Below are 26436 nucleotides of genomic sequence, written 5' to 3' on the forward strand. Positions count from 1 at the left end.
TGTTTTCGCCATCATTGGCAAAGCGCTCATCCGTCATTGTAATGTCAATGTGCGGGGCCTACCTCTTCAACGTCCGAAAACCTGCCCGTCCACGTTCGGCCGGGCCAATTCTGGAGGCATTGATGTTCGATCCCAAGAAGCTCCTCGACGATCTGCTCGGCTCGCAAATTCCCGGAACGGGGTCGACCGTCCGCGACAAAGGGAGTCAGGCCGTGCAGATGGCCAAGGACAATCCGCTGGCGGCCGGCGCGCTGGCCGCGGTGCTGCTCGGAACCGGCGCTGGCCGTCAGATCACCGGCACTGCGGTGAAGCTCGGCGGCCTGGCCGTGGTCGGCGGCCTCGCCTACAAGGCCTACCAGAACTACAAGAACGGCAAGGCGCCGGCTGAAACGCAAGTTGCCGGCGAACCGGAATTGCTGCCGCCGCCCGCCGACACCAGCTTCCATCCCTCGCAGGCGCCGCAAGGCGAGGACGAATTCACGCTGACGCTGGTGCGCGCTATGATTTCGGCGGCGAAGGCCGACGGCCATATCGATGACGACGAACGGCAAAAGATCGCAGGCAAGCTCAGCCTCGCGGGCATCGACTCCGACGCGGAGAAATTCCTGATGTCGGAACTGGAGACGCCGCTCGACCTGGATACGCTGGTCGCCGGCGCCCAAACCGACGCGCAGAAGCTCGAGCTCTACACCGCCTCGCGCCTCGCCATCGATCCGGATACACGTGCCGAACGCGGCTATCTCGATCTGCTCGCCGGCCGCCTCAGCCTGCCCGATGCACTGCTCGACCATGTCGAGGCGACGGTGTCGGCGGCAAAAGTGCCGGCGCCAGAGGTGCCGGAGTCAGGGGTGCCGGCGTCGGGCAAGGCAACCGCCGGTTCGCGCTGGTAGGCTTCCGGGCCGCGGAGAGCGGGAATCCGGGCACCGCTCTCGCGTTAATGTCTCGTTTACCTAGGAAGCGCATGATTTTAGGTAGTCGGATCGGCTTTCCTCCTCCCAAGCCGGTTCAGATCAGGGCGGCCGCCAATGGCCGCCCTTTTGTCGATGCCGTTAGCGCATGAGCCGAAATCGGAATCGATTTTTGGAAGCGATCATGCACAAAATCAAATTGCTCGATATCAAGGTGCTATGGCGTCCTTTGCGGACACGCGGCGCTGCAGGAGGACAGTTATGACAGACTACAAAACAGCCATCGTCACTGGCGCCGGCACCGGCATCGGCAAAGCCGTCGCTACGGCGCTGCTCAGGGCCGGCTGGAACACGGTGTTCTGCGGACGCCGCAAGCCGGTGCTGAACAAGGCGATCGCCGATGCCGGATCTACACAAGCCAAGGCGCTGGCGGTCGCCTGCGACATCAGCAAGGCCGATCAGGTCGACGAGATGTTCGAGACGGTGGCGGCGGCCTTCGGCCGTGTCGACCTGCTCTTCAACAATGCCGGCACAAGCTACAAGTCGACATTGATCGACGAGATTCCCGTCGAGGTGTGGAACGAAGTTGTCGGGGTCAATCTCACCGGCTCGTTCCTGTGCGCCCGCGCCGCCTTCGGCGCCATGCGCAGGCAACAGCCGATGGGTGGCCGCATCATCAACAACGGCTCGGTGTCTGCCTACGCGCCGCGTCCGGGCTCAGTGCCCTATACCGCGACCAAGCACGCTATTACCGGGCTGACCAAGACGCTGGCGCTGGACGGCCGGCCTTATGACATCGCCTGCGGCCAGATCGACATCGGCAACGCCTTGACCGACATGGCGCAGGCGATGACGGTCGGGGTACCGCAAGCCAATGGCTCTATCGCCGCCGAAGCGGTGATGGATGTCCAGCAGGTCGCCGATGCCGTCGTCCATATGGCCAGCCTGCCGCTCGACGCCAATGTGCTGTTCATGACAGTGATGGCGACGAAGATGCCGTATGTCGGGCGAGGGTGAGCGGTTGGTTCGCGTAAGCGAATTCATCGTGCCAGTGGCACGATGAAGGCCGGCGAACGCCTGGACGCTGCGCAGCAGCGGGGACCCGGCCGGGCCGCGATCAATTTTGGCTAGGACTGCATAACCGAAAGCGGCACGCCGGGAAGATACAGCGAAATGGGGCGGATTTCGTAGACGGCGGTCGGATTGACGCGGCGAAGGTCGCGCGCAATCGCGATCGCGGCATCGCGCGTGGCGCAGTCGACGACGTAGAGCCCCAACAATTGTTCCTTGGTCTCGGCGAAGGGTCCGTCAATGACCATTCCGGCGCCCGGCCCGCGCAAGGTACAGGCGTCTTGGGTCGCCCCGAGCCGCGCCGCCGGGCCAAGGGTGCCTTCGCGGTATAGCCGTTCGTTTATCTGGAGCAGGTCGGTCATCAGCGCCGCATCCTCGTCCGGAGTCAGCGCAGTGATCACTTCCTCAACGTGATAGGCGAGGATGGCATAAAACATCTGACGTCACCTTTCTTCGGTCGTGAATTCTATCGCCGACGACAGCGATCTCCTCGTTGAGACAGTGCCGCGCGTTCTATCGGGCGCAAAGGACGCCGTAGCACTTTGATTTGCGCCTCCGCGAAAATCGATTCCGATTTCGGGGTAATGCGCTTGTTCTCACTTGCCCAGAAACGCCTCGATCCGCTCCAGCGCGCGCAGGATGTTCTCTTCGGAATTGGCGTAGGACAACCTGATATAGCCTTCGCCCAGGATGCCGAAATCGGGTCCGCCGATCAGCGCTACGCCGGCATCCTCAAGCAGGGCAAACGCCAGCTTCTTGGCCTTCCAGCCGGTTTTTGAGACATTGGGGAAGGCATAGAACGCGCCCTTCGGTGTGATGCAGGAAACGCCCGGCAAGGCGTTCAGCCCTTCGACCACGACTTTCCTGCGGCGGTCGAAGGCGCGCATCATCTTGTCGACGTCGTCCTGCGGACCGTCGATGGCCGCGATACCGGCATACTGGCTCGGCGCGTTGACGCATGACCAGCAATTGACCGCGAGCTTGCGCACCTTATCGTAGAGGTGGGCGCCCTTGTCGCCGTTCGGCCAGATCGACCAGCCCATGCGCCAGCCGGTCATCGCCCAGGTCTTCGACCAGCCATTGAGCACGATCAGCCGGTCGCGGATCTCGGGAAAGTTGAGCAGCGAGCAATGCGTCTCGCCGTCATAGGTCATCACGTCGTAGATCTCGTCGGAGAGGATGGCGACATCAGGGTGCGCTTCCAGCCCATTGACCAGCTTCTCGATCTCGGCGCGGGGGGTGACCCCGCCGGTCGGGTTGGCCGGCGAGTTTAAGATCAGCAGCCTGGTCTTCGGCGTGATCAGCGCCAGCGTCTCCTGCGCCGAGAAGGCAAAGCCGTTCTCCTCGCGCATCGGCACCGGTACCGGAGCAGCACCGGTGAACTCGATCATCGAGCGATAGATGGGAAAGCCGGGATCGGGATAGAGGATCTCGGCGCCCGGTTCACCGAACATCAGGATCGCGGCAAACATGGTCGGCTTGCCGCCGGGCAGGATCATCACCGCCTCGGGCGAAACCTCGACGCCGGTGGTGGTCAGCGCGCGGCGCACCACCGCTTCTCGTGTCGCCAGCAGGCCGTTAGCCGGCGTATAGCCGTGGTGGCCGTCGCGCAGCGCCTTGATCGCCGCCTCGACGATGTGCTGCGGCGTCTTGAAGTCGGGCTGGCCGATGCCGAGATTGACGATATCGCGGCCCTGATGGGCGAGCGCGGTGGCACGAGCCAGCACCGCGAAGGCGTTTTCCTCGCCGAGACGATCGAAGGCCGAAATCGTGTGGAGCATTTTTCCCGTCCGTGTGGTTCTTTCACCGAGCGAGCGTTTTTGTGAGCGTCCTTTCGCAAAAGTCAAACGGATTGGAGCTTTGGGTGTCGGAAAACCTCAAGAATTGGCAACCGCGCCCGCGGCCCGAACGCAAAGTCCTGGAGGGGCGCTATGCCAGGCTGGAACCGCTCAACGCCGAAAAGCACGGCGACGGCCTGTTCGAGGCGTCGTCGGTGCCTGACGTCGATGGTCGTTTCGCCTGGCTGTTCGACTATCCACCGCAGACCCGCGCCGCCTTCCAGCCATGGCTGGACAAGGCCGAAGCCAGCGAGGACCCGCTGTTCTTCGCGGTCATCGACAAGGCCAGCGGCAAGGTCGCCGGACGCCAGACGCTGATGCGAATCGATCCGGCCCATGGCGTGATCGAGATCGGCAACATCTATTGGGGGCCGCTGATCTCGCGCAAGCCGGCGGCGACGGAAGCGCAGTTCCTGTTCATGAAATACATTTTCGATGAGCTTGGCTATCGCCGCTACGAATGGAAATGCAACAACCGCAACGAGCCGTCGAAGCGCGCGGCCGAGCGTTTCGGCTTCAAGTTCGAGGGCATTTTCCGCCAGCATCTTGTGGTCAAGGGCGAAAACCGCGATACCGCGTGGTACGCGATCATCGACAAGGAGTGGCCGGCACTGCGCAGAGCCTATGAGGCATGGCTCGATCCGGCCAATTTCGATGGCGACGGTCGCCAGAAGCGACGGCTCGAGTATTTCCGCGCCGAGTTCGGCGCCTGACCACGATCCCGAAAAGTGGAGGCCGGTTTTCGGATAAGATCATGGTCAAACAACAAGGACCATGATCCCGAAAAGTGGAGGCCGGTTTTCGGGCAAGATCATGGTCAAACAACAAGGATCATGATCCCGAAAAGTGGAGGCCGGATTCGGGCAAGATCATGGTCAAACGAGATTGAGCCTCCATCCTGATTCTGCCGGGATGGATCAGGCTCTAACAGGAGTTTGCAGATGGCGCATGACCATGGTTCGCAAGGGCATGACCACAGCGACGGCGCCGGTCATGTGCACGGCTCGACCGACAAGAAACGGGTGCTGATCGCAGCCTGCCTGACCGCCGGCTTCATGGTCGTGGAAGCGCTTGGCGGTCTCTTCACCGGATCGCTGGCGCTGCTGGCGGATGCCGGCCACATGCTCGCCGACTGTATCGCGCTCGGTCTCGCCTGGTATGCTTTTCATCTGGCCGGCCGGCCGGCCACCGTTCGCCTCACCTATGGTTTCGGCCGGGTCAAAACGCTGGTCGCCTATACCAACGGCATCGCCATCTTCGTCATTGCGCTGTGGATCATCTATGAGGCTTGGGAACGCCTGCTGACGCCTGCGCCCGTGCTCGGCGGGCCGATGCTGGTCGTCGCGATCGCCGGTCTGCTGGTCAATATCGGCTCCTTCTTCGTGCTGCATGGCGGCGACCGCGACAGCCTGAACATGCGCGGTGCCATCCTGCACGTGCTCGGCGACCTGCTTGGCTCGGCGGCGGCGATCATAGCTGCGCTGGTCATCCTGGCAACGGGCTGGACGCCTATCGATCCGATCCTGTCCGTCCTCGTCTCGCTGCTGATCCTGTCCACGGCCTGGTCGCTGATGCGCGAAGCAGCCCATGTCCTGCTCGAAGGCGTGCCGGCGAGCCTCGATCGCGACCTGATCGCCAGGGACATAGAAGCGACAGTCAAGGGCGTGCGCGAGGTGCATCACATGCATGTCTGGTCGCTCGACGGGTCAAGCAACATGGCGACCTTGCATGCTTGCCTCTACGATGGCGTAGATGCCCACAAGGCGGTCAGCGCCATCAAGAAGCGGCTTGCCGCCGAGCATGGCATTGCCCACGCCACCGTAGAACCGGAATTCGGCCATTGCGCCGACAGCCATGATGGCCACGATGGCGAGCACGACCATGGGCACGATGCGGCTCCGCATCATGGCCACTATCACTGATACCGGGAGTTCCATGGCATTGATAACGAACTTGATGAATTCCCGCCGCGTCAGGGCCGCGTGATGGATCGCGACACGCGCAACGCGGCGATAGGCGCCCTCTGGGTGCTGCTGCTGTTCGGCATCGCCGCCTACTATTTGCCAACCGTGATGCTGGCGGCCGGCCGTGTCTCGACCATTCTTGCCGCTGTAATTGCCGCTGTCTTCATGGTGGCCATTTTCGTCGTGTTTTGGCTGCGTGGCCGCAGCCAGCGCAAAAAGGATCATTGATATGCGTATTTTGATTACCGGCGCGGCAGGCATGGTCGGCCGCAAGCTCATCGCCCGGCTGGCGAAGGACGGAACGCTCAGCGGCCGGAAGATCGCCGCGCTCGACCTTCACGATATCGTGCCGCCGCAGGCGCCGGCGCTGGAAGGCGTCGGCGTCACCATCCATACAGGCGATCTCGCCGCGGCGGGCGGGATGGAACGGCTGGTCGCGTCGCGCCCCGACGTGATCTTCCATCTCGCCGGCGTCGTGTCGGGCGAGGCGGAAGCCAATTTCGATCTCGGCTATCGCGTCAATCTCGACGGCACAAGGGCGCTGTTCGATGCCATAAGGCTGGCGGGGTTTGCGCCGCGCGTCGTCTTCACCTCGTCGATCGCCGTGTTCGGCGCACCGTTTCCGGACATCATCCCCGACGAATTCCACCCGACGCCGCTAACCTCCTACGGCACGCAGAAGCTGATGGGCGAAGCATTGCTCGCCGATTATACGCGGCGCGGCTTCTTCGACGGCATCGGCATCAGGCTGCCGACCATCTGCGTCAGGCCAGGCAAGCCCAACAAGGCGGCTTCGGGCTTCTTCTCCGGCATCATCCGCGAGCCGTTGAGCGGCCAGGAAGCAATATTGCCGGTGCCGCGCTCTGTCGTGCACACCCACGCCAGCCCGCGCTCGGCGGTGAATTTTTTGATCCACGCAGCAGGGATCGACGGCAGCGCCGTCGGGCCGCGCCGCAATCTGACGATGCCCGGCGTCGCCGTCACGGTCGGCGAGCAGATCGAGGCCTTGGAACGCATTGCCGGCGCCAAGGCGGTGAAACTGATCCGCGAGGAGCCCGACGATACGATCTGGGCGATCGTCAAGGGCTGGCCGACACGGTTCGAGGCGCGGCGGTCGAGGGAGCTTGGCTTTGCCGCCGAAACCAGCTTCGACGACATCATCCGCGCCCATATCGAGGACGAGCTGGATGGGAAGATCGCGGGTTAGGTGTCGATATTCGGGCCAGCGGCGACACACAAATTGCCGATCTCGGCGCTGCCCCTCACCTGCCTGCCGGCATCCTCTCCCCGTAAACGGGGCGAGGGGCGCTCTCATCGGTGATTTCGCCAATGGCCGGCGTTGCCGGCAGGGCGATGAGGGGCGGCGCCGAGGTCGACAATTCCTGGTTCAGTTTGGAGGCTGCGCGTCCGATCGAGGCGCTATCCGCCAGTCAGGCTGGCCGACAACAGCAGCAACCCGAACAAAAACACGAAGGCTGCGCCGCCGATCTCGACGATCGAATGGATGCGGTTGCCCATGCGGCCGTCACCGGCGAAATAGACTGCCCAGTTCTTGGCCGTCACCGCCAGCGTCGCCAAGATCGAGACCGTGATCGCGGTGCCGAGCGCCATCGCCAGCACCGACAGGATGCCGCCGAACCACAGCCCGTTGAGCATGGCAAAGCTCAGCACGATCAACGCGCCCGAGCAGGGGCGGATACCGACCGCAGCCACCGCCGACCAGGCGGTGCGCCAGTCGAAGCGGTCGCCGGAAAGCAGCGCCGGGTCGGGCGCGTGTGAATGTCCGCACGTCTCGCAGACCTCGCCCGCATGGTGATGATGATCGTGCCCGCCATGGTCATGGTGATGGTCGTGTGCGCCATGATCATGGTTGTGGCCATCATGGCCATGTGCGTGAAGCGCATGGGAATGCGCCGAATGAGCATCGGCGGAATGTGAGTGGCCTGTTTGCGAATGGCCGGCATGGGCCGCCGACAGGCTGTAGGCAGGGTTCGCGCCGAACAGGCGAAGGATAGCGGGGCCGGCCTTGCGCCACAAAAGCCAGGCGCCGAACAGGGTGACGAAGACAAAACTCATGACTTCGAGGAACCATGCCGCGTCGGTCATCGATATGGTGGTGCCGCGCAGGACGAAGTAGGCGAGCATCATTACGAGGATCGCCGTCAGCGCCTGCAGCAGGGCCGAGACGAAGGACAGCATGATACCGCGCTTGAGCGCGACTTCGTTCGCCACCATGTAGGACGAGATCACCGCCTTGCCGTGACCGGGGCCGGCGGCATGGAAAATGCCGTAGGCGAAGGACAGGCCGATAAGCAGCCACAGCTTGCTGCCGTCCTCGCGCATTGCCTTCATCGCGCCGGCAAGCGCGCGGTAGAATTCCTGCTGACGCAGATTGATCCACATCAGGATATGGGCGAACGGCCCGGTGGTGGGAGCTATCCCGTCATTGGTGCCGATGCCGAGCGAGCTCTGTGCGTGGGCGGAGCCGAGGACGTGCGTCATCACAAGGGCGGCTGCCAAAAGGCCGAAAGCCAAACGCAGGGACGGTTTCGTCACCGGATTATCCTTCTGGCTGACAGTTCAGTTCGAGCTTGGTCGCAAAGATCTTGCTCATATCGGTGCCTGTCGGATCGTTGAAGAAGGCGTCCGTCAGGGTCTTCTGGTTCTCGGCGAGCGCCTCGTCGGGGTTCGGACGAACGACCTTGCTCGTGCATGTCGACGGCAAGCCGGCGACCTGCAGATTGGCGTCCTCGGTGAAATCGATCGCTGTGTAGAAGGTCGGGTCATAGACGCCGATATCGATCTTGCCGGCCAGCCTGGTCGGCGCCTTCGGTTCGGATTCGAACAGGATGATGAGCTGGTCGTTGTCGAAATTTGCCATCAGCTGCGGCGGCGGGTTCATCGCCTCGTCCTTGCCGTCGACGGTGACGAGTTGGAAGTAATTGAACTCCGCCAGCGAAGCATGGACGGTGTCGGCGACTTCCTTCAGCTCCTTGTCGTCGAGCTTCAGGTCGGAATTCTTATCGAACTCCATCATCACCGTGCTCGAAAACAAATCGTCGAAGCGCCAGACATGGCGCAAGGCCTTCACACTTTGGTGATCCGGGCTGAGGATCACTTCGAGGCGAGCCTCGGCGAAGACGTGGGGATGCACATTTGCTGGCCCGACCGTGGCAAATGTCGCCGCCATGGCCGAAGCCATCATGATTGCTTGCCGTTTCAGGTGCATTCTCGGTCGCGATTCCATCAGCTTGGGTAAATATCGAGAGTTACCAGAAAGGGGGCGAAAATGGGACTCCCGGCGGCTAAAAGCTCATGCATTGTCAATCGTCTTGAACCACTGCACCAGGAAATCGACAAAGACGCGAACTTTCGCAGGCAAATAGCGTCGGTGCGGATAGACGGCGAAGATGCCGCCACCCAGCAGGATGCGGTCATTCAGCGCGGTCACTAGCCGGCCACTTTCGATGTCGGGCGCGGCGATGAAATCCGGCAGGATGGAAAATCCCAATCCCGCCACGGCGGCGGCCCTTGCCGCCATCGGACTGTTGACCTCGATCGGACCGGAGACCGAAACGGTTACCGTGTCGCCGCTGTCGCCCTTGAACGGCCAGTTGGTCAGCCAGCGGCCATTGGTGTCGATGATGCAGGGCACGCGGCCAAGGTCCTGCGGCCGCACCGGCATGCCGTGCTTGGCAATCAGCTCGGGCGATGCGCAGAGCCGCACCGAGAACGGCGCCAGACGCCTGGCGATCAGCGAGGAGCTTTCCAGCCGCGAAATGCGCACAGCGAGATCGAAACCTTCCTCGACCAGATCGACGAAGCGGTCGTCGAGATGAATGTCGAGCACGATGTCGGGATGTTGTTTGGCGAAGTCGATCAGCGATTGGCCGATCGGTGCGTCGGCAAAAGTGCGCGGTGCCGACAGCTTGATCCTGCCGCGCACGTCGCCGGAGGATTCGCGCACCGCATCGGCCAGGCTGTCGACCTCGCGGACGATTTCCGAGGCGCGGCGGTAATAGGTGTGGCCGGCCTCGGTTAGCGAGAACTGCCTGGTGGTGCGGTTGAGCAGCAACGCGCCGAGCTCGTCCTCCAACTCGCGCACATATTTCGACAGCAGCGCCTTGGAGCGGCCGATCTTGCGCGCTGCCGCCGAAAAACCTTCGGCCTCGACCACGTCGATGAAGGCGCGCATGCGGGTCAGCGTATCCATGTCATGCGCTCCTTTGGTGGGCTGAAAGGATGCGCGCGGCAAGCGCCATCAACTGCCGGTCGCTGTTCTCAGGTCCGAGCAGCGAGAGGCCGAAAGGGGCGCCGTCGACATGGCCCAGCGGCAGGGTGATCTGCGGAAAGCCCGACACGCCGGAGAGGCACAGCAGCCTTAGCGCGCGTTCGCGATAGGTCTGCAAATCATCGAAGGAATCGGTCTTGAGCGGGGCGGCACCCGGAACGGTCGGCAGCACAAGGACGCCGTCATCGCCAAGCAGGTCGACAAGTTCAAGACGAAACGAAACGCGACGTTCCGTTTCACGTTGCGCGATTGCGACGTCGATGGTCGCGCCATGCTCGAAACGCCCCTTGACGCCGGGGCCGAGCATCCGGTCACCCTGCGAGATCCAGGCACCATGATTTTGCCACGCCTCGTACCCCTGCAGCGTGCGGAAGCACCAGTAAAGTTCGTCGGTGGAATGCGAGAGCGGCGCAATGACCCGCGGTGTGCCCATTACCGAAGAGACATGGCGGACCATGCCGCGGTATTCATCCGCCTCCCGCGGGCCGAGCACGAGCCCGTCCAGCACATCCAGGGCGAGCGGACTCTGCAATTCGTCGCGATGCAGATCATTGCCAAGCAGCACCGCGCCGACCTTGTCATAGGTGGCCATATCCTTGGCAAACCACCCGAACGTATCGAGGGAGGGGGCCAGCGGCATGGTGCCGTCGAGCGAGATGCGGCCATGCGTGACCCTGAGGCCGATCAGGCCGCAAAAGCTTGCCGGCGCGCGGATCGAGCCGCCGGTGTCGGATCCGATGGCGATGTCGGCCAGCCCGCCGGCGACCGCGGCGGCGGAACCGGAGGACGAGCCGCCGGTGATGCGGTCCGGCGCTGCTGGATTGACCGGCGACGGAAAATGCGCGTTCAGCCCCATCAGGGAGAAGGCCAACTCGTCGGTTTGCGTCTTGCCGACGAAGCGCGCGCCCGAATCAAGCAGCGCCTGGACGGCCGGCGCTGTCGCCGAAGCGGGTGAAGCCTCCTGGTATTTCTGTGGATTGCCGCAGCCGGTGCGGTAGCCGGCCACGTCGTAGATATCCTTGACGGCCAGCCGCAGGCCGGCAAGCAGGCCGGATTGCGCATTGGATACCGGGATATCGTCGAGGTCGAGAAAAGCGTTCAGGGGGCCGCGAGTGCCTGTCATGCGTTCGATATCCGGATACAGTTGTTGCAACATTGTTCGGTGCCAGGAATTTTACAACCTGCCATACGATTTTTATTGATTGTGAAACCCTTCGCTCTTATATCGCGCTTGCCCAAAGTCGCACGTGCCTGTGGGTGTCCGCCGATCCTCAAAATGGTGAGGGATATCGGTAAGGTAACTGGAGCTAACCCCTCCAGTCGGTTTAGCGGCCAACCGCCAGACCGAGGACACCTTGAAGCAACGACGGTGCGGGCCTTTCTGGTGTTCTGCCGGTCGTCCAAAGACCGGGGTTACTGAAGAGGCACACCTTCATTGCCGGCAGTGCGGACGGGTCTCCCATCCAAGCCAAGGCAGACAAAGCGAACCGAGGCCGGGCAAGGCCAAGGTTCACCGCCGCGAGACGGCGCTTCATGGTTCCGGGGTCTCCACCGGCTGGTTCCATGGATTGACGTCCCGCCTTTGTCCACCGCGTGTTCGCGAGGTCGATGACCCGCGTCCCGCAGCCTTTGTGCGCGCCGAAAGGCGCTGATGGAGAGACCCCGATGGCTACCCAGCGCATCCTTGACTTCCTCGCCACCCGACGTCCGAACGGCCCTTGCCTCGTCGTCGATCTCGACGTCGTGCGCGACAATTTCCGCGCCTTCGAGAAGGCGCTTCCCGATTCGAAAATCTACTATGCGGTGAAAGCAAATCCGGCGCCGGAAATCCTGCGCCTGCTTGCTGCGATGGGCTCGTCCTTCGACACCGCTTCCGTTGCCGAAGTCGAGATGGCGATGGACGCCGGTGCGCCGGCGGACCGCATCTCCTTCGGCAACACCATCAAGAAGGAGCGCGACATCCAGCGCGCCTATCAGCTCGGCATCCGGCTGTTCGCGGTGGACTGCGTCGAGGAGGTCGAGAAGATCGCCCGCGTTGCATCCGGCGCCCGTGTGTTCTGCCGCGTGCTGACCGACGGCGAAGGCGCCGAATGGCCGCTGTCGCGCAAGTTCGGCTGCGTGCCGGCGATGGCGGTCGACGTGCTGCGCCATGCCAGGACGCTCGGCCTCGACGCCTATGGCGTGTCGTTTCATGTCGGCTCGCAGCAGACCGACCTGACCGCTTGGGACCGCGCCCTCGGTGACGCCAAAAAGGTGTTCGCGACGCTCGCCGAGGAAGGCATTGTGCTCAAGATGGTCAATATGGGCGGCGGCTTCCCGACCCGTTACCTCAGGGATGTGCCGGTGGCACAGGCCTATGGCCAGGCGATCTTCTCGGCACTGCGCAAGCATTTCGGCAACGCGATTCCCGAGACGATCATCGAACCGGGCCGTGGCATGGTCGGCAATGCCGGCGTCATCAAATCGGAAGTCGTGCTGATCTCGAAGAAGGCCGACAACGACAATGTGCGCTGGGTCTTCCTCGACATCGGCAAGTTCGGCGGTCTCGCCGAGACGATGGACGAGGCGATCCGCTACCCGATCGTGACCGCGCATGACGGCACCGAGACTGCTCCGTGCGTGCTCGCCGGCCCGACCTGCGATTCGGCCGACGTGATGTACGAGAAGACGCCGTATCCGCTGCCCCTGTCGCTGACCATCGGCGACGAGGTGCTGATCGAGGGCACCGGCGCTTACACGACGACCTACGCCTCGGTCGCCTTCAACGGCTTTGAGCCTCTCCGATCCTACGTGATCTGACGGCTCGCAAGAGCCGGTCAGATCACCCGGTGCGGGCGACGAGATCGCCCGCTTCGGTTCGCCTGTGGAACAATCCGCTCGTGAAGGATCGCGGAAATGGACGTTTTGGATTTCATTGTTGAGGGCGGCGTGAGCCGGCAAATTTCCCCCCTTGTGGGGGAGATGGCCGCAAAGCGGCCAGAGAGGGTCGGCTCAGCTGTCGCGACCTCTCTCGGACTGTGTGGGGCCGGCGCTTCACGCGCGGCGACCCCCTCTGTCGCCCTTGGCGACATCTCCCCCTCGAGGGGGGAGATTGCTGGCGCTTTCGTCATCGCCGCCGAAACCGCTGCTGACGTTTCGGCGCGCGAGGCTTTGCTCGATCGCGCCATGGGGCCGAAGCGCCGGAAAAAATCGTCGGAAAAGCTGCGGCGCGGCCGCCGGCCTTCGGAAGGCCTGGCCTTTGTCACACGTGATGCGACGGGTGCCGTCACCGGCACCGTACGGCTCTGGGACGTGGTGCTGGGCGAGGGCGGTCGGGCAGCCCTTTTGCTTGGCCCGCTCGCCGTCGATCCCACAATCAAGAATGCCGGCATCGGCTCGGCGCTGATGCGCCATGCGATCACTGAAGCCGCGCGTCTCGGTCACGCCGCGATCCTTTTGGTCGGCGACGCGCCCTATTATGAGCGCTTCGGGTTCTCGGCGGAAAAAACCGGCTCGCTTGCCATGCCGGGCCCTTATGAGCGGCACCGCCTGTTGGCGCTGGAGCTGGTGGAAGGCGTACTCGCCGGCGCGCAGGGCACGCTGAAGGCGACGGGGCGCAAGCTGAAGTCACAGCGACTGCCGCTCGCGGCCTGACGGATCGGAAACAAGCCGCCGCCCATCGGGCGGCGGCTTGTTTCCATCCCGATTGGTTGGATCAGCCGATCAACTGGCTCAGCGCCATGGCGACGCTCATGTCGCCTTCGACCTTTATCTTGCCGGACATGAACGCCATGGTCGGGTTGAGATCGCCTGATATCAGCGACTCCAGGTCGTCGAGCGAAAGCTTTATGGTGCAGTCGGCCGGCGCGTCGGTGGTCGAGATGGTGGCGCCGTCGATGACAATGACACCGTCGCCGCCGGTATCGAATTTCACCGAACGATCGAACCCGGCACTCGCCACGCGCGCACTGATCTTGTCGGCAATTTCCTGAACGCCCATGGCCGTTCTCCTCGTCTCGTTGCGTTTGTCGCAGATTGGCACTTCGGTCTGGCCGAAGTCGCCGTCTTGCCCATTTCGCGATCACGGTCGCTGGCGCATATAGCTTTGGGTTGACGTTTACGTCAACGCGGTTCCCCGAGATGAGAATGGGTTTTATCGCCGCAGCGAAGCTGCCCCGTCGATGCTGCCCGGTGCGCGTTTGCGTGGCTGGAGAGATAAGGTCGCGCAGGGCATTACCTGTTTTACGAGGATTTCGGCTGCCCAACAGGTTCTCGTCGTGCGGCGGCCCTTATCGTTTCGAATGTATCCATGATCACTGTAGCAAGCGTGTCTGTTTCGGGCTGGCGAGCCTCCCGTGCCTTGACTAACAAGACGGCAGTCTCCGGCAGGTCGGGCAGGCCCTCGTCGCTCCCTACAGCCCGCAGTCCGGGCACCAGCGTTGCTTCCGGCAAGATCACCACGGCGAGACCCGCCAAGGCAGCAGCCTGCTGACCTTCGACTGTTGTGGCCGTAGACACGATTTTGTAACGCCGGCCGGCTCGTTCAAGAGCGCGAAGAGCGGTGCCGCGCCACAAATACCCATCCAGCCATGGTGGCAGCCATGGACAGTCCCCTGGAGAAAGGGCCAACGGGAGCGGTCTTGCAAATGGGCCGAATGCTGTGCGGACATGATCCACTTCAACGGACCGCGCCACAATTCGGAGACCGGCCACTGGCGTGGCTCGTGGCCCCCGACACAGAGCAGCAAATCGATGTTACCTGCCTTGAGCTGGGGTACGAGCTGGCACGACGGCGCATGAGAAAGTTCGATTGTCATTGTGGGGTTGGTCGCCGCGAAACGGGCGAGAACCTGTGGCACAAAGAGATGCGCGTAGGCTTCGGGAGCCCCGAGGCGGACCGAACCGTGCGTGCCCCGCGCGTGCAAGGTCGCGAATATTTCGTCATTCAGCTCCAGCAACATCCGCGAACGCTCTATCAGAAGTCTACCGCCCTCAAGGCCGGCGAAATGGCGGTCTTCGACAATCGCCGGGTGCTTCACGGCCGCCAATCGTTCAACCCAAACACGGGCTGAGACATCTGCGGGGATGCTATGTCGATCGGGGTGAGTTTCAGAGCCGCATTCGCGTCCTCTCCCGATAGCGGCACGACGATGATCGCGGATGCGCGGTCAGTAGCTGTCGGTACCCAAGGTCTTGAACTCCGGCGGACGTTCCTCCGGAGGTTGTTGTTTGCCCGAAAGCCGGCGGCAATCAGGGCAGTTACAGTTTGCATCATTCAAACAGACGAGGACAGTGGCCAAGCCTGTCCCTAGCGTGGACTCGGCCTCTTGCGCTCAGGGTGGTGTAAACGGGACCATGACAGCAGGTTCAAGAGCGGTCGTCTCACGCGGCGACCGCGTCAGGGGAGGTAGGATGAACCCGTATCCGGCAGGCGAGGATCAAGACTCCGTGGTGGCGCTAGAAGGGGGGGACGTTCAGTCATGAGAATCAAAAGTCTGATCAAGCGTGCCGAGAAGGTGGACAGAGCATTCAAGGAGCTCGAAGCCGATTTGGCGGATGCATTCGATGAGTGTCTGAACCTAGACTACCAATCGCCGTTGAATGACGTCCCGGATGAGAATCTCGCGGCAAAGAATGACAACTCTCAGCCTGAGGACGATGCGGATACTCCCGAGATCGCATTACGGCTGACTTCCCATACACAAACCCGACTGGCTGCGTTAAATGCCGTTGATGGGCTCTTTGACGATGCACGGGAGTATCTGGAGGAGATCAACACGAAACTGTCGGAAATCGCGACCTCGCATCATCTGACAGGCGAATTCCTGAAGCTGCTTCACGGGGACATTCTTCGCGCCAACGAGCTGGAACTGGCAAATGTCAGCCTGACCACACAGCAAAGAGTGCTGTCGGAGCAGCTCCACGACGCGACCAGAAAGCAGCGCGAAGGTGAAAGCGCTGTCGAGGCCCTGCAGCAGCGCGAGATAAGCCTGGTCGACGACAAGGAGGCACTTCGCGGTGCGCTGGCTGCAGCAAGGCTGGAACTCGTCAGGGCAGGCAATGCGAGCGCAGAACGCGAAGCGGAGTTCGGCGACCTCGTCAAGACGCTTTCGGCCAGAACGGCCGAGGCCAACAGATGCGCACGCGAGAACGAGATACTGAGGGAAAAACATGTCAGCCTGTCGATCGATCTCGACAAGGCGCTGAAACGGGAAGCTGAGGCGCGGCACAGGCTGGATGAACTCTCGACGATTCATGCCAATGACGCGGCGCGACTTTCGGAACTGCTGGCTGCGCTTGGCAAGAGCGAGAAAGAGGAAATGCGGCTGCAGAAATCGCTCGATGTCGCGCAAGCGAAGCTGTCGGAAATGACGGAAGCGGCCCGTATCATGGAAGGTGACAGGGAAGCCGAGCGTACGCGCAGTTTCACGGAGATCGGCGGCCTGCGTTCTGAAATTCGCAACCTCCAATCACGATTGGAAGTTGCCTCGAACGAGAACAGTCAAGCCGCCAGCGAGATCGCCAATCTCAAGGCTCAATGCAGCGACGCTGTGGCCGAAAAGCAAATTGCGGAGGAAAGGTTGTCCGCTCTCAGAAAGGAGAACGAAAACGACAAGATGCACCTCTCGACGGTGAGCGCGAATTTTTCGCAGCTTTCCCTGCAGCAGGCATCCGAACAGATACAGCTCGATGTCCAGAGGCAGGAATGCGAGGATCTGCGAGCCGAAGTCGCGTTGCTCGATGCTCGGGTCAAGGAACTGTTGCCCTATGAGCGTCTCCACAAGGTCACAAACGCCAGGCCGCATGAGAACGGCGTGGTCGAGATCACCGGTGTCGTGGCGGAGAAGACCCGCGCCACAAGCAGGCGGCGCGTCCGTACGAGCCTGCGCGCTGCATCCTAAGGCGTGGGTGGGGGCTGCGCCGACTAGTGTACGGTGTTACCCATCAGCTTGGCGCATGGATTGGAGCGTCATGTGTTCATCCAACTGGACACACCGGCACGGCCTAATGCTCGATCGGTCCTTTCGGCATGACGATCGTGGTGCCGGCGGTTGTCGGACGCTCGATCATGCGACGGACGCGCGGCGGCTCGTCGCCGCTGTGCAGCGCCCGTACGCGCTCGCCGATTACAGCGTCGGCATGGGTGGCCCGCTTGTTGTGGCGGATGTATTCGAGCCATGTCGGCGTGTGATAGTGCTCGATCCATATTGCGGGATTTTCGAGATCGCGCGCCAGCGTCCAGTTGCGGGCGCCGTCACGGCGGCGGATGCGGCCGCGTTCAGCCATGGTGGCTAGGAATTCCGGCACGTCCTCCTCGCGGATAATGTACTCGATCATGATGGCGATGGGGCCGCTGCGCAGTTTTAGGTCGAGCGCAAGATGCGGCTCCTTGAAACGGTTCAGCGGATCGAGGTTGAGCACCGCCTGCTGCGGCAACGGCAACAAAAGGCCAACCGCGCCGCCCGCCAGCATCGCGACAGCGGCCGCGATCAGCGCGAATTCGGCGCCATGCGCATCGGCGACGACACCCCAAATCCAGCTGCCGAGCGCGATGCCGCCGAAGGTCGCCGTCTGATAGACCGAGAGCACCCGGCCGACCACCCAGCGCGGCGTCGACATCTGCACGGTGACGTTGAAATGCGACAGCGCGATCACCCAGCAGGCGCCGCCGATGAACAGCCCGAGCGACGTCTGCCAGGCGTGGTCGCTGACGGCGGCATTGAAGGCGCAGAGCGCGAAGCCGGCGAATGCCATGCGCACCATCGCCTCGCTGGACAGGATCTGCCTCAGCCGGACGCTGATCAGCGCGCCGCCTACTGCACCGATACCGAACGCACCGAGCATGATGCCGTAGGTCAAGGCATCGCCCTTGACGACATCGCGCGCCACCAGCGGCAGCAGCGCCAGAACCGCGCCGGCGCTGAAGCCGAAAGCCGCACCCCTGACCAGCACCTTGCCGATATTGGGCGACATGGCGACGTAGCGCAGGCCGGCGCCCATCGCCGCGCCCAGCGTCTCGCGCGGCAGTGTCGAGGCCGGCAGATCCGGCTTCCAGCGGGCAAGCACGATGAGGAGCCCGACATAACTCAAAGCGTTGGCGGCAAAAGCCGCTGCAGCACCTGCGGCGGCAACGATGATGCCGCCGATCGCCGGGCCGACGCTGCGCGTCAGGTTGAAGCCCAAGGAGTTGAGCGCGACGGCCGCAGGCAGCTTGGCGCGCGGCACCATGTCACCGACAGAAGCCTGCCATGACGGGTTGTAAAGCGCCGTGCCGCTGTTGATCAGGAAGGCGAAGGCGAGCAGCGTCCACGGCGTCATCAAGCCGAGATAGGTGAACACGGTCAACAGAACCGAGACGACCAGCATGAAGATCTGGGCAATCAGCATGACCTTGCGCCGATTGAAGCTGTCGGCGATGGCGCCGGCAACGAGCGCAAACAGCATGATCGGCAAAGTGGTCGACGCCTGGACCAGCGCAACCTGATAGGACGAGGTGGCGATCGTGGTCATCATCCAGGCGGCGCCGACGCCCTGGATCAAGCCACCGAAATTCGAGACCAGACTGGCGGACCATACGGCGCGGAAAATGCCGTGCCGGAACGGCGCCAGCGCCGAGACGCGTTCGCTGTCCGGCTCGTCGTCGATCATGGATGCTTCCCCGACTTCAAATGCTGCGTTCTTCCAGAATCGTTGCCCTCATGCCGTCCCCTAGAAGTAGAGCATGACTTCACAAAGGGCGAACGCCTTTTCAAAGAAGATCATGGTCCAACAATAAGATAGCGGTGGCTGGAACAGGTCAGCGGCCATTCTTGCAGGCCGCGTGAAGCGCTTCGGTGAGGTGGCCGACTTTCTGCCCGCCGCGCCCCGCTGCCTTCTGCCGTGAACCCATAAAACGCGTACGGCTGAGATTGGTGGGAAGCGGACTGGCGGCTTCAGGAATTTGTCTTCGATTGCAGGCATCGGCCTGCGCTCGCATCGCTGCGAGCAACTTCCCAGCGGACTCGGCAACGGAAGCCGCCTGCTCCAAGAACTCGGCGCGTTGGGCAAAAAATACTTAGCGACTTGACGAAGTTTTCGCTTGCGCCACCGGCAGATTGGGCGATAGTTAGCGACATGGCTAAGCATGATCCTGCTCTCTCGCTGCTCTTCCATGCGCTCGCTGATCCGACCCGCCGGTCGATCCTGACCAGGCTCGCCGAAACACCTGCGCGGGTGACGGATTTGGCTGGCCCCACGGGACTACGGCTGCCCACGGTGATGCGGCACCTTTCCGTGCTGGAGGAGGCAGGGTTGATCACCACGTCCAAGGACGGGCGGATACGCACCTGCGCCATCGTACCCGAGGCCCTGGATCCGGTGCGGACATGGCTCGATGAACAGCGCGCCATCTGGGAGGCTCGGCTCGACCGGTTGGATGCATTTGTGATGAATGTGATGAAGGAAAGCGAAGAATGACACAGAACCTCGTTACAAACAGTGCGACCCGTGCGGCGCCTGATGATAGGAAGGGCCGCTTTGCGACGCTCACCTTCGAACGGGACGTGGCCGCGCCATTGGCCGTGCTGTGGGAGGCATGGACGGCGCCGGCCGCGCGGGCGATCTGGGCTGCGCCATCGCCCTCGGTCACCGTGGAGTTCCTGGAGGCCGATACCAGGGTGGGTGGACGCGAGGTCTCGCTCTGCAAGGTAGAGGGCCATCCGGACATCCGCTGCGAGTGCGGCTGGCTGGCGTTGCAGCCGGCGCTGTGCAGCGTGAACTACGAGGTGATCTCATCCGAAGGCGTGACGCAATCGATCGCGCTGGTGACGGCGGATATCTCGGGAACGCACGAGCGCAGCCGGCTGGTCGTGACGGTGCAGCTTTCATCGCTGGCGCAGGACATGGAGGCAGGCTACCGGGCAGGCTTCGGTGCCGGCCTGGACAACCTCGCGGGCGCGGCCGAACGGACCATGGTGCTGCAGCGGGTAATCCAGGCGCCGCGGTCCATCGTGTGGGGCGCGTGGATGAACCCTGAAACGCTGCCGCAATGGTGGGGGCCGGAAGGCTTCTCCTGTCGAACGAAGAGGATCGACTTGCGAGCGGGCGGCGAGTGGGTATTCGACATGATCGCGCCTGACGGCACGGTCTTCCCGAACCACCATCTCTATAACGAGGTCCGGCCCGAGGAGAGGATCGGCTATACGCTGCATTGGGGCGAAAACGGGCCGAAACATGCCGACGCCTGGGCCTCGTTCGAGGATCAGGACGGGGCAACGAAGGTAACGCTGGGCATGGTATTCAGCACGGCTGCCGAGTTCCAGGAGGCGAAGGGCTTCGGTGCCGTGGAACTGGGACTGCAAACTCTGGGCAAACTGGAACGCTTCGTCTCATCCCGCTGAAATGCTGCGACTTCCCGTCGGCCCGAATTAGGTTATGGACGAGGTCCCCATCCATGTCGCGCCCGTCCTCATCGGCGACGGCATCCGCCTCTTCAGTCAGGAGGGCATGGAGCCGGTCAGGCTGGAGAAGACCGAGGTCTCGGAAGCGGGGCAGATCACCAACATGCGCTTCCGCTTTGGCGGGATGGGGCCGAGAATTCACAAAGGGATACACGAAGAGAAGGGTTCTATGAGAAAACTGATCATATGGGACATGGTGACCGTCGACGGCTTCTTCGAAGGTCCGGACAGGGACATCAGCTGGTTCGTCTTCGAAGAAGAACTCGAGAACAACATTCGTGAGACCCAGGAAAAGGCCGACACGCTGATCTTCGGCCGCGTGACCTACGAGCTCATGGCAGCCTATTGGCCGTCCGAGCAAGGCTGGATCGCGGACTTCATGAACAAGATCGAGAAGGTGGTCTTCTCGCGCACGCTGAAAAGCGCCGACTGGAACAACACGAAGCTCTTCAACGGCAATGTCGCGGAAGAAGTCTCCAAGCTGAAGACCAGGGACGGCGGAGACATCTTCGTGTTCGGCAGCGCCGACCTGACGGCGACCCTGATGGAGCACGGCCTGATCGACGAGTATCACCTCGGGATCAACCCCGTCATTCTCGGGAGAGGCACGCCGCTCTTCAAGGGCGGCCCGAACCGGATACCCCTGAAGCATCTGGAGACGAAGACGCTCAAGTCAGGTGTTGTCATCCTCCATTACGCGCCGGAGAGCAGACAATGACGATCGATCCGCTCTTTCCCGTCAACTAGGCTTGTCGAAATGGGAGGTCTTGGGGAAGCGGCGCGCTCCAGACGATCGACGGCCAAGGGGCGTAGCTGCCATCACCTTAAATTGTGATTGACCGCTTATGGGTTTGGCGCGGCCAGCTCGGAACAGCTGAATTGGGGGCGTTGCCGACTGGCTGCTTTCACATCGCGCCGGATTCTGATTCAGGGCTCACCATGAGCCGATATTACCTGACTGACTTCGAATGGCGCGTGATCCAGCCGTTGCTACTCAACAAACCGATAGGCACTTTCCGCCATGATCCTGAACTTGATCATGTGGCCGCACTTGTAAGGACCATGAGAGCCAGTTTCGCGAAGAAGGCGACGACGCCGACCCCGGCACCGATCACGATCCAGCGCTAGGTCGTGCGACGCACGCCGAAGGCCGTCCAGGACCGGATGCGCAGCAGGAAGGCCGCGAAAAAGCCAGCCATGCCGCCAACGCCTGAAAGCGCCGTCAGAATCAAGCCGAGCACCACCGGGTCAAGATCCAGCCGAACCAGGCCGTCACCCCCGCCGATAGCCAGTACGGTCAGGCAGACGGGGCAAGCGATGATTTCAGGCCAGCCGGGCCCAGCGGGTGCAGCTTTTCCGTTCATCGCTTCTATATCTGAATGGCAAGTGCCGTGGGATGACGAGGCACGATGCGTGTTCAACTTCCTTGCGACGCATCGTTCTGAATGCTCTTCATCCCTATTCAGATTAGCTCGCGGCGCTCGGCACCGGCGTGTTGAGCAGCTGCTGTTCCCAGAGGTACGCGATGCCGCTGCCGCCGAAGTGCTGGATGAGAATCTCGGTCAGCTCCTCGACATGCTCGGTGCGCGCCCAATCGCGTTGCCATTCGCCAGCGAGCGCCATCACGGTCATCACGTTCGCGCCGGCCGCGGCCATGCGCTGGATGGCAACTTCGTGAGACTCCTTCGAAATCCCGCCCGACGCGTCGGTGATCACGGTCACGTCCCAGCCTTCGCCGGCGGCCTGGATGACAGGCATTGCGACGCAGACCTCGGTCCACAGGCCGGCGATGATCAGTTGCTTGCGGCCGGTCGCCTTGACGACGTTCACCACATTCTCGTCCTGCCAGGTGTTCACCCAGGTGCGATCGATGACTTCCTGGTCCGGAAATACGTCGGTGATCTGCTTAAAGAGAAGTCCACCGCGCGCCGCGATCACGCTGGTGAGAATGGTCGGAACATTGAAGGCTTTTGCTAGCTTCGCCAGCGCGGTCGTGTTGTTGACCACCATATGCGGATCGTGGCTGTTCAGGTTCGCGAGTTGATAAGGTTGGTGATCGATCAGAACGAGGACCGAATCTTCGGGACGAAGAAGCGAATCGAGGCCGTTACGAGGGGTCATCAAAACTTCCTTTCTCTGCCGCTATGGACGGCAATGGGTTCACGGGAGACATGCGCCAGCGGGCGACGTTGCCTGGACGCAATTTGCTGTTCCTTTTGGCGATGCGGTAGTGCCATAGTCGGGCAAGCTGTGTCGCGAAACGAGGAACGCCGAATTGGACATCGAAGATCTACAAACATTCGTCGCAGTGGCCGATGCAGGGGGCGTATCGGCCGCCGCGCGCCGGCTCGGCGTCTCCAAGTCAATCGTCAGCCGGCGACTCTTTCGGGTCGAAGCGGAGCTTGGCGTCCAACTGCTTGCACGAACGACACGCGGGGCAGCGCTTACGGAAGCAGGGATCACGTTCAGGGACCATGCGGCCCGAGCCAGCGCCGAGATCGACACAGCCAGGGAAACGATCCTCCCGACAGGTGAGCTGCGCGGCCGCCTGAGAGTTGCCATGCCGCTTTCTTTCGGCCCGACTCACTTCGCCCCCGTGCTCGCGGACATGGCGCGACACCACCCGCACCTCCACATCCATGCCTCCTACAGCGATCGCTTCGTCGATCTCATCACCGAAGGTTTTGATTGTGCGATCCGGGTTGGCTACCTTCAGGATTCCAACCTGATCGCGAGACGTGTCGGGCCGATCTATGGGAAACTGGTCGCCAGCCCGGACTATATCAGTGCGCACGGTTCCCCTGAGACGCCGGCTGAGCTCGCTGCCCATCAGTCCCTCATGCAGGGAACCGAAGCCTGGCAACTCATGGATGGCGACAAGATCGTCACGGTTCAGCCGCAGGGCAGGTTCAAGGCCGACAACGCTACGGCGCTCGCCGCCGCCGCAGCAGCAGGACTCGGCATCGCCTGGCTCCCCGATTGCATCACCTATGACTATGTGGCCTCCGGCGCGCTCGTTCCGATCATGTCACGCTATCCGCCACCGCCGGCGGGTGCATATGTCATCCGACCGCCGGGGCAGCACCCGGCACGCAAGATACGCACAGTCACCGAAATGCTGATCAAGCATTTCGAACGAAATCCCCACCTCTGGGGTCTCGACCGTTAAAGCACTGACATCCGCGAAGCCTTGGCAGACGACGCGCTCGCCTGCGGGCCACCGGCCTCGGCGGCATTATTGCCTGCACGTTCGACCCGCTCACGCTGTGCAGATTGGCGGAGACCGGGCATGCGCCTTCTCATCGGCGAGGGGCGAGGCTGCCCCGATGAGGTTGGCCTCGACGCGAATCGAAACCCTCATCGTTCCGCGTTTCCGCGACCTTGGCGGTTTCGAGGTTCGGCGAGGCATCTACATCGTCGAAGGCTCGATACCGATCGCCGGCCAGGATTACGAGGCACCTCAGATGATGGTCTTCGCCCGGGCGACAGGATCACGGTCGCGGCCGGCCGCCAAGGCGCGCAACTGATAATCCTCGGCGGCGCAACGCTCAGCGGACCGCGCTATATCTGGTGGAACTTCGTCGCCTCGTCCCGGGAGCGAATCGAAGAGGCCAAAGGTCGAATGGCGCGCTGAGAACTGGGGCATGGGACGCTTCGATCTCCCGATCGATGACCGCATATTTCTCTTCGGGACTGACCGGCGCTGATAAGGTGATCGCGCGGACGCTGCTCGGGCGGTCGAGGACGACAAGAACGATCTCGCGTGCCGATTGAATGCAGGATGGAGACAGCGAAAATGAGCAACAAGTGGCCCCACCTCGACTACCTCAGTTGGCGCGAGACGTGTTCCGCACTGCATCTATACTTGCAGATCGCCGGCAAGTATCGGCTGGCTCATACCCCGTGGCTCAACCATTCCTGGAACGCGACTTTCTACGTCACGCCTCGTGGCCTGACATCCTCGCCGATCCCCGACGGCCCTGGCATCGATATCCTGTTCGACCTTCGAGACCACATGGTCGTGGGCACGAGCGGCGACGGCCGCAAGGCGTCCTTTGCGCTCGGGCCGACTACGGTCGCAGCGTTCCACGCCAGTTTCGTCCGGCTGGTTTCCGAACTCGGCGGCACGCCGACCTTCAACGGCCAACCGAACGAAGTGCCGAACCCGGTACCCTTCGCCGAAGATCATCGCGACCGGCCCTATGATCGCGACGCCGTTCAACGCTTCCATCACGCGTCGATTGCGGTCGACAGGGTCTTCAAAACGTTCCGGACCTCCTTTCTCGGCAAATCCAGCCCGGTTCACCTGTTCTGGGGCGCTCTCGATCTGGCCGTCACGCGCTTCTCAGGGAGGCGTGCTCCTCTCCATCCGGGCGGCATTCCGGCATTGCCGGACGAAGTGACGCAGGAGGCCTACGACCGCGAGGTCTCCTCGGCAGGCTTCTGGCCGGGCGGCGGCGGCATCGATTATCCCGCCTTCTACGCTTACGCCTATCCGACGCCGAACGGCTTTCGAGGCGCATCGGTCAGGCCGGATGCCGCGTTTTGGCATGACGGCCTGTCGGAATTCATCCTGCCCTACGATGCCGTGCAGTCGGCGGCCGATGGCGACGAGACCCTATTGGCGTTTCTCGTCTCGACCTACGAGGCCGCCGCCGATCTCGGGGGATGGGACCGCGATCTGCTGGAGTGCATGCAAGGGCGGCCGGGGCAGGTGCGGCCGCCACACGCCGAGCTGCCGAAGAAGGCCCCTTCATCGACCGACGAAAAGGTTGAACGGGCGGACGGCGCATCCAAGGGACGCTACCGGATGGTCATCGATGGCGTCGAAGCCGAGATGACTTATAGCCGCGCCGGCGAGGGACTGATCATCATCGACCATACAGAAGTTCCAGCAGCCTTGCGCGGCCGAAAGGTCGGCGAGCAAATGGTGCGCCAGGCAGTCGAGGATGCACGACGCGAAGGGGTCAATATCATTCCGCTTTGTCCGTTCGCAAAAGCGCAGATCGACCGTCATCCGGAATGGCAGGATGTGCTTCCTCGGTCATAGGCTGCCAACAGCACTAATCCGACCACTCGCATTGCGGCGCATGCTGAACGGCATCTTCTGGGTGCTGCGATCTGGTGCGATAGTGTCCTGAAGGTTCTGCAAAAAGCTTTGGAGAGAGAACGGCCCTTGCTCTGAGGCGAGGGGCGGCCATGGCACGCTGGTGATGTTACGACCACCGATTCCCGTGGAAGGGGAGTGCCATGACCAAGCGAGACGTTAGACTGAGCAGAGGCGGGTTGAAAGCGTTGCTGTTGTCGGATGAGGACGGCTTCCGCAGAGTTTTGCAGACTGTGGTGCAGGAGACTTTGGAAGCCGAGATGACGGAGGCGATCGGGGCCGAGAAGGGCGAGCGGACGACGGAGCGGGTTGGTTACCGGTCCGGCTATTACGAACGCAAGCTTGTGACGCGGGTTGGCGTGCTGGAGCTTCGGGTTCCGCAAGATCGGGCCGGCCGGTTCTCGACGGAGTTGTTTGAGCGCTACCAGCGCTCGGAGAAGGCATTGGTGTCGGCGCTGGTCGAGATGTACGTGCAAGGCGTGTCGACCCGGAAGGTCAAGGCGATCACCGAGGAGCTGTGCGGCCATTCCTTCTCGGCCTCGACGGTGAGCCAGGCGACGGCGCGGCTGGATGAAGCGCTGAAGGCGTTCTTTGAGCGGCGGCTTGCCGAACCTTATCCCTATCTCATTCTGGACGCGCGCTACGAGCGGGCGCGCGAGGCCGGCGTGATCGCCAGCCAGGCGGTCTTGGTGGCGATCGGGGTCGACTGGGAGGGCCGGCGCCAGGTGCTCGGTGTCGAACTGGCCAACCGGGAAAGCCATTCGAGCTGGCGCGCGTTCGTGGCAGGGCTCAAGCAGCGCGGGCTCGCCGGCGTCGAGTTTGTCGTCTCCGACGACCAT

At 62.5% G+C, this 26436-nt stretch carries 27 protein-coding genes and 2 pseudogenes; 18 read left to right on the forward strand and 11 right to left on the reverse strand.

Features of this window, described 5'->3' with window-relative positions; all coding sequences use genetic code 11:
- Nucleotides 1-122: 122 nt before the first annotated feature.
- Both AC0L3L_RS25900 and AC0L3L_RS25905 read left to right on the forward strand, forming a co-directional pair.
- Nucleotides 123-890: a tellurite resistance TerB family protein gene (locus AC0L3L_RS25900; RefSeq protein WP_473639751.1), complete on the forward strand. Its 768-nt coding sequence runs from the start codon at nucleotides 123-125 to the stop codon at nucleotides 888-890.
- 279 nt (nucleotides 891-1169) lie between these two features.
- The gene (locus tag AC0L3L_RS25905) at nucleotides 1170-1925 is read left to right on the forward strand and encodes an SDR family oxidoreductase (RefSeq protein WP_473486438.1); all 756 of its coding nucleotides are present in this window, start codon (nucleotides 1170-1172) and stop codon (nucleotides 1923-1925) included.
- A gap of 110 nt (nucleotides 1926-2035) precedes the next feature.
- On the opposite strand, the gene AC0L3L_RS25910 is transcribed toward AC0L3L_RS25905, so the two are convergent.
- Both AC0L3L_RS25910 and AC0L3L_RS25915 read right to left on the reverse strand, forming a co-directional pair.
- Nucleotides 2036-2416: a YciI family protein gene (locus tag AC0L3L_RS25910; protein ID WP_473486439.1), complete on the reverse strand. Its 381-nt coding sequence runs from the start codon at nucleotides 2414-2416 to the stop codon at nucleotides 2036-2038.
- 159 nt (nucleotides 2417-2575) lie between these two features.
- Complete coding sequence (locus tag AC0L3L_RS25915) at nucleotides 2576-3760, reverse strand: pyridoxal phosphate-dependent aminotransferase (protein WP_473639753.1); 1185 nt, start codon at nucleotides 3758-3760, stop codon at nucleotides 2576-2578.
- Nucleotides 3761-3843: 83 nt separating this feature from the next.
- Between AC0L3L_RS25915 and AC0L3L_RS25920 the strand changes: the two genes are divergently transcribed.
- From AC0L3L_RS25920 to denD, 4 genes are all read left to right on the forward strand, one after another.
- Complete coding sequence (locus AC0L3L_RS25920) at nucleotides 3844-4530, forward strand: GNAT family N-acetyltransferase (RefSeq protein WP_473486441.1); 687 nt, start codon at nucleotides 3844-3846, stop codon at nucleotides 4528-4530.
- A 228-nt stretch (nucleotides 4531-4758) separates the two neighbouring features.
- A complete protein-coding gene (locus tag AC0L3L_RS25925) occupies nucleotides 4759-5739 on the forward strand; it encodes a cation diffusion facilitator family transporter (RefSeq protein WP_473639755.1) in 981 nt (326 codons plus the stop codon).
- A gap of 63 nt (nucleotides 5740-5802) precedes the next feature.
- Nucleotides 5803-6009 carry a hypothetical protein gene (locus AC0L3L_RS25930; protein WP_123149641.1) on the forward strand — a complete coding sequence of 69 codons (207 nt, stop codon included), beginning with the start codon at nucleotides 5803-5805 and terminating at the stop codon, nucleotides 6007-6009.
- Between the two features lies 1 nt (nucleotide 6010).
- Nucleotides 6011-6988 (forward strand): D-erythronate dehydrogenase, encoded by a 978-nt coding sequence (gene denD / locus AC0L3L_RS25935; protein WP_473486443.1) that lies wholly within the window; start codon nucleotides 6011-6013, stop codon nucleotides 6986-6988.
- Between the two features lie 212 nt (nucleotides 6989-7200).
- On the opposite strand, the gene AC0L3L_RS25940 is transcribed toward denD, so the two are convergent.
- From AC0L3L_RS25940 to AC0L3L_RS25955, 4 genes are all read right to left on the reverse strand, one after another.
- Nucleotides 7201-8337 carry a nickel/cobalt transporter gene (locus AC0L3L_RS25940; protein WP_473639757.1) on the reverse strand — a complete coding sequence of 379 codons (1137 nt, stop codon included), beginning with the start codon at nucleotides 8335-8337 and terminating at the stop codon, nucleotides 7201-7203.
- Nucleotides 8338-8341: 4 nt separating this feature from the next.
- A complete protein-coding gene (locus tag AC0L3L_RS25945) occupies nucleotides 8342-9010 on the reverse strand; it encodes a DUF1007 family protein (protein WP_473486445.1) in 669 nt (222 codons plus the stop codon).
- 84 nt (nucleotides 9011-9094) lie between these two features.
- On the reverse strand, nucleotides 9095-9994 hold the full coding sequence (locus AC0L3L_RS25950) for a LysR family transcriptional regulator (protein ID WP_473639759.1): 900 nt from the start codon (nucleotides 9992-9994) through the stop codon (nucleotides 9095-9097).
- A 1-nt stretch (nucleotide 9995) separates the two neighbouring features.
- Nucleotides 9996-11195, reverse strand: a complete 1200-nt coding sequence (locus AC0L3L_RS25955; RefSeq protein WP_473527152.1) for an amidase — start codon at nucleotides 11193-11195, stop codon at nucleotides 9996-9998.
- Nucleotides 11196-11737: 542 nt separating this feature from the next.
- Between AC0L3L_RS25955 and odc2 the strand changes: the two genes are divergently transcribed.
- A complete protein-coding gene (gene odc2, locus AC0L3L_RS25960; RefSeq protein ID WP_473639761.1) occupies nucleotides 11738-12871 on the forward strand; it encodes an ornithine/lysine decarboxylase in 1134 nt (377 codons plus the stop codon).
- A 270-nt stretch (nucleotides 12872-13141) separates the two neighbouring features.
- Nucleotides 13142-13705 carry a GNAT family N-acetyltransferase gene (locus AC0L3L_RS25965; RefSeq protein WP_473639777.1) on the forward strand — a complete coding sequence of 188 codons (564 nt, stop codon included), beginning with the start codon at nucleotides 13142-13144 and terminating at the stop codon, nucleotides 13703-13705.
- Nucleotides 13706-13766: 61 nt separating this feature from the next.
- Here AC0L3L_RS25965 and AC0L3L_RS25970 read toward each other — a convergent pair whose 3' ends face one another.
- Complete coding sequence (locus tag AC0L3L_RS25970) at nucleotides 13767-14051, reverse strand: SCP2 sterol-binding domain-containing protein (protein WP_095492699.1); 285 nt, start codon at nucleotides 14049-14051, stop codon at nucleotides 13767-13769.
- A 454-nt stretch (nucleotides 14052-14505) separates the two neighbouring features.
- Nucleotides 14506-14910 carry a LysR substrate-binding domain-containing protein gene (locus AC0L3L_RS25975; protein WP_473639779.1) on the reverse strand — a complete coding sequence of 135 codons (405 nt, stop codon included), beginning with the start codon at nucleotides 14908-14910 and terminating at the stop codon, nucleotides 14506-14508.
- Here AC0L3L_RS25975 and AC0L3L_RS25980 point away from each other — a divergent pair.
- Both AC0L3L_RS25980 and AC0L3L_RS25985 read left to right on the forward strand, forming a co-directional pair.
- Entirely contained in the window at nucleotides 14848-15123 is a 276-nt protein-coding gene (locus AC0L3L_RS25980) for a TauD/TfdA family dioxygenase (protein WP_473639783.1), read from the forward strand. The two genes, AC0L3L_RS25975 and AC0L3L_RS25980, sit on opposite strands and share 63 nt — an antisense overlap.
- Nucleotides 15124-15531: 408 nt before the next feature.
- Nucleotides 15532-16953: a coiled-coil domain-containing protein gene (locus AC0L3L_RS25985; protein ID WP_473527153.1), complete on the forward strand. Its 1422-nt coding sequence runs from the start codon at nucleotides 15532-15534 to the stop codon at nucleotides 16951-16953.
- A 103-nt stretch (nucleotides 16954-17056) separates the two neighbouring features.
- Here the strand turns inward: AC0L3L_RS25985 and AC0L3L_RS25990 are convergent, their stop codons facing one another.
- Nucleotides 17057-18700 carry an MFS transporter gene (locus AC0L3L_RS25990; RefSeq protein WP_473639763.1) on the reverse strand — a complete coding sequence of 548 codons (1644 nt, stop codon included), beginning with the start codon at nucleotides 18698-18700 and terminating at the stop codon, nucleotides 17057-17059.
- Between the two features lie 465 nt (nucleotides 18701-19165).
- Here AC0L3L_RS25990 and AC0L3L_RS25995 point away from each other — a divergent pair, with 465 nt between their 5' ends.
- The 4 genes and pseudogenes from AC0L3L_RS25995 to AC0L3L_RS26010 form a co-directional block, all read left to right on the forward strand.
- Nucleotides 19166-19507 carry an ArsR/SmtB family transcription factor gene (locus tag AC0L3L_RS25995; protein WP_123149632.1) on the forward strand — a complete coding sequence of 114 codons (342 nt, stop codon included), beginning with the start codon at nucleotides 19166-19168 and terminating at the stop codon, nucleotides 19505-19507.
- Nucleotides 19504-20430 (forward strand): SRPBCC family protein, encoded by a 927-nt coding sequence (locus AC0L3L_RS26000; protein WP_473639765.1) that lies wholly within the window; start codon nucleotides 19504-19506, stop codon nucleotides 20428-20430. Before AC0L3L_RS25995 ends, AC0L3L_RS26000 begins: the two co-directional genes overlap by 4 nt.
- 229 nt (nucleotides 20431-20659) lie before the next feature.
- On the forward strand, nucleotides 20660-21208 hold the full coding sequence (locus AC0L3L_RS26005) for a dihydrofolate reductase family protein (RefSeq protein ID WP_473639781.1): 549 nt from the start codon (nucleotides 20660-20662) through the stop codon (nucleotides 21206-21208).
- A gap of 221 nt (nucleotides 21209-21429) precedes the next feature.
- Nucleotides 21430-21516, forward strand: a pseudogene (locus tag AC0L3L_RS26010) (IS5/IS1182 family transposase); the annotation flags it as partial.
- A 98-nt stretch (nucleotides 21517-21614) separates the two neighbouring features.
- On the opposite strand, the gene AC0L3L_RS26015 reads toward AC0L3L_RS26010, so the two are convergent.
- Nucleotides 21615-21854 carry a hypothetical protein gene (locus AC0L3L_RS26015; protein WP_473639767.1) on the reverse strand — a complete coding sequence of 80 codons (240 nt, stop codon included), beginning with the start codon at nucleotides 21852-21854 and terminating at the stop codon, nucleotides 21615-21617.
- A 103-nt stretch (nucleotides 21855-21957) separates the two neighbouring features.
- A complete protein-coding gene (locus tag AC0L3L_RS26020; RefSeq protein ID WP_473549350.1) occupies nucleotides 21958-22611 on the reverse strand; it encodes a hydrolase in 654 nt (217 codons plus the stop codon).
- 154 nt (nucleotides 22612-22765) lie between these two features.
- On the opposite strand from AC0L3L_RS26020, the gene AC0L3L_RS26025 reads away from it, so the two are divergent.
- The 4 genes and pseudogenes from AC0L3L_RS26025 to AC0L3L_RS26040 form a co-directional block, all read left to right on the forward strand.
- Complete coding sequence (locus tag AC0L3L_RS26025) at nucleotides 22766-23659, forward strand: LysR family transcriptional regulator (RefSeq protein WP_473527161.1); 894 nt, start codon at nucleotides 22766-22768, stop codon at nucleotides 23657-23659.
- Between the two features lie 232 nt (nucleotides 23660-23891).
- Nucleotides 23892-24197 (forward strand): annotated as a pseudogene (locus tag AC0L3L_RS26030) (pirin-like C-terminal cupin domain-containing protein); the annotation flags it as partial.
- Between the two features lie 89 nt (nucleotides 24198-24286).
- Complete coding sequence (locus tag AC0L3L_RS26035; RefSeq protein ID WP_473639769.1) at nucleotides 24287-25540, forward strand: DUF5996 family protein; 1254 nt, start codon at nucleotides 24287-24289, stop codon at nucleotides 25538-25540.
- Between the two features lie 200 nt (nucleotides 25541-25740).
- Nucleotides 25741-26436 (forward strand): IS256 family transposase (locus AC0L3L_RS26040; protein ID WP_473639771.1); only part of this gene is annotated, 696 nt, incomplete at its 3' end.

Source organism: Mesorhizobium sp. WSM4849 (assembly GCF_055811385.1).

What these genes read in the sequence shown, in the direction of transcription:
- AC0L3L_RS25900 (WP_473639751.1), top strand. Translation starts at nt 123, where the DNA reads ATGTTCGATCCCAAGAAGCTCCTCGACGATCTGCTCGGCTCGCAAATT.
- AC0L3L_RS25905 (WP_473486438.1), top strand. Translation starts at nt 1,170, where the DNA reads ATGACAGACTACAAAACAGCCATCGTCACTGGCGCCGGCACCGGCATC.
- AC0L3L_RS25910 (WP_473486439.1), bottom strand. Translation starts at nt 2,416, where the DNA reads ATGTTTTATGCCATCCTCGCCTATCACGTTGAGGAAGTGATCACTGCG.
- AC0L3L_RS25915 (WP_473639753.1), bottom strand. Translation starts at nt 3,760, where the DNA reads ATGCTCCACACGATTTCGGCCTTCGATCGTCTCGGCGAGGAAAACGCC.
- AC0L3L_RS25925 (WP_473639755.1), top strand. Translation starts at nt 4,759, where the DNA reads ATGGCGCATGACCATGGTTCGCAAGGGCATGACCACAGCGACGGCGCC.
- AC0L3L_RS25930 (WP_123149641.1), top strand. Translation starts at nt 5,803, where the DNA reads ATGGATCGCGACACGCGCAACGCGGCGATAGGCGCCCTCTGGGTGCTG.
- denD (WP_473486443.1), top strand. Translation starts at nt 6,011, where the DNA reads ATGCGTATTTTGATTACCGGCGCGGCAGGCATGGTCGGCCGCAAGCTC.
- AC0L3L_RS25945 (WP_473486445.1), bottom strand. Translation starts at nt 9,010, where the DNA reads ATGCACCTGAAACGGCAAGCAATCATGATGGCTTCGGCCATGGCGGCG.
- AC0L3L_RS25950 (WP_473639759.1), bottom strand. Translation starts at nt 9,994, where the DNA reads ATGGATACGCTGACCCGCATGCGCGCCTTCATCGACGTGGTCGAGGCC.
- AC0L3L_RS25955 (WP_473527152.1), bottom strand. Translation starts at nt 11,195, where the DNA reads ATGACAGGCACTCGCGGCCCCCTGAACGCTTTTCTCGACCTCGACGAT.
- odc2 (WP_473639761.1), top strand. Translation starts at nt 11,738, where the DNA reads ATGGCTACCCAGCGCATCCTTGACTTCCTCGCCACCCGACGTCCGAAC.
- AC0L3L_RS25970 (WP_095492699.1), bottom strand. Translation starts at nt 14,051, where the DNA reads ATGGGCGTTCAGGAAATTGCCGACAAGATCAGTGCGCGCGTGGCGAGT.
- AC0L3L_RS25980 (WP_473639783.1), top strand. Translation starts at nt 14,848, where the DNA reads ATGAGAAAGTTCGATTGTCATTGTGGGGTTGGTCGCCGCGAAACGGGC.
- AC0L3L_RS25985 (WP_473527153.1), top strand. Translation starts at nt 15,532, where the DNA reads ATGAGAATCAAAAGTCTGATCAAGCGTGCCGAGAAGGTGGACAGAGCA.
- AC0L3L_RS25990 (WP_473639763.1), bottom strand. Translation starts at nt 18,700, where the DNA reads ATGATCGACGACGAGCCGGACAGCGAACGCGTCTCGGCGCTGGCGCCG.
- AC0L3L_RS25995 (WP_123149632.1), top strand. Translation starts at nt 19,166, where the DNA reads ATGGCTAAGCATGATCCTGCTCTCTCGCTGCTCTTCCATGCGCTCGCT.
- AC0L3L_RS26000 (WP_473639765.1), top strand. Translation starts at nt 19,504, where the DNA reads ATGACACAGAACCTCGTTACAAACAGTGCGACCCGTGCGGCGCCTGAT.
- AC0L3L_RS26005 (WP_473639781.1), top strand. Translation starts at nt 20,660, where the DNA reads ATGAGAAAACTGATCATATGGGACATGGTGACCGTCGACGGCTTCTTC.
- AC0L3L_RS26015 (WP_473639767.1), bottom strand. Translation starts at nt 21,854, where the DNA reads ATGAACGGAAAAGCTGCACCCGCTGGGCCCGGCTGGCCTGAAATCATC.
- AC0L3L_RS26020 (WP_473549350.1), bottom strand. Translation starts at nt 22,611, where the DNA reads ATGACCCCTCGTAACGGCCTCGATTCGCTTCTTCGTCCCGAAGATTCG.
- AC0L3L_RS26035 (WP_473639769.1), top strand. Translation starts at nt 24,287, where the DNA reads ATGAGCAACAAGTGGCCCCACCTCGACTACCTCAGTTGGCGCGAGACG.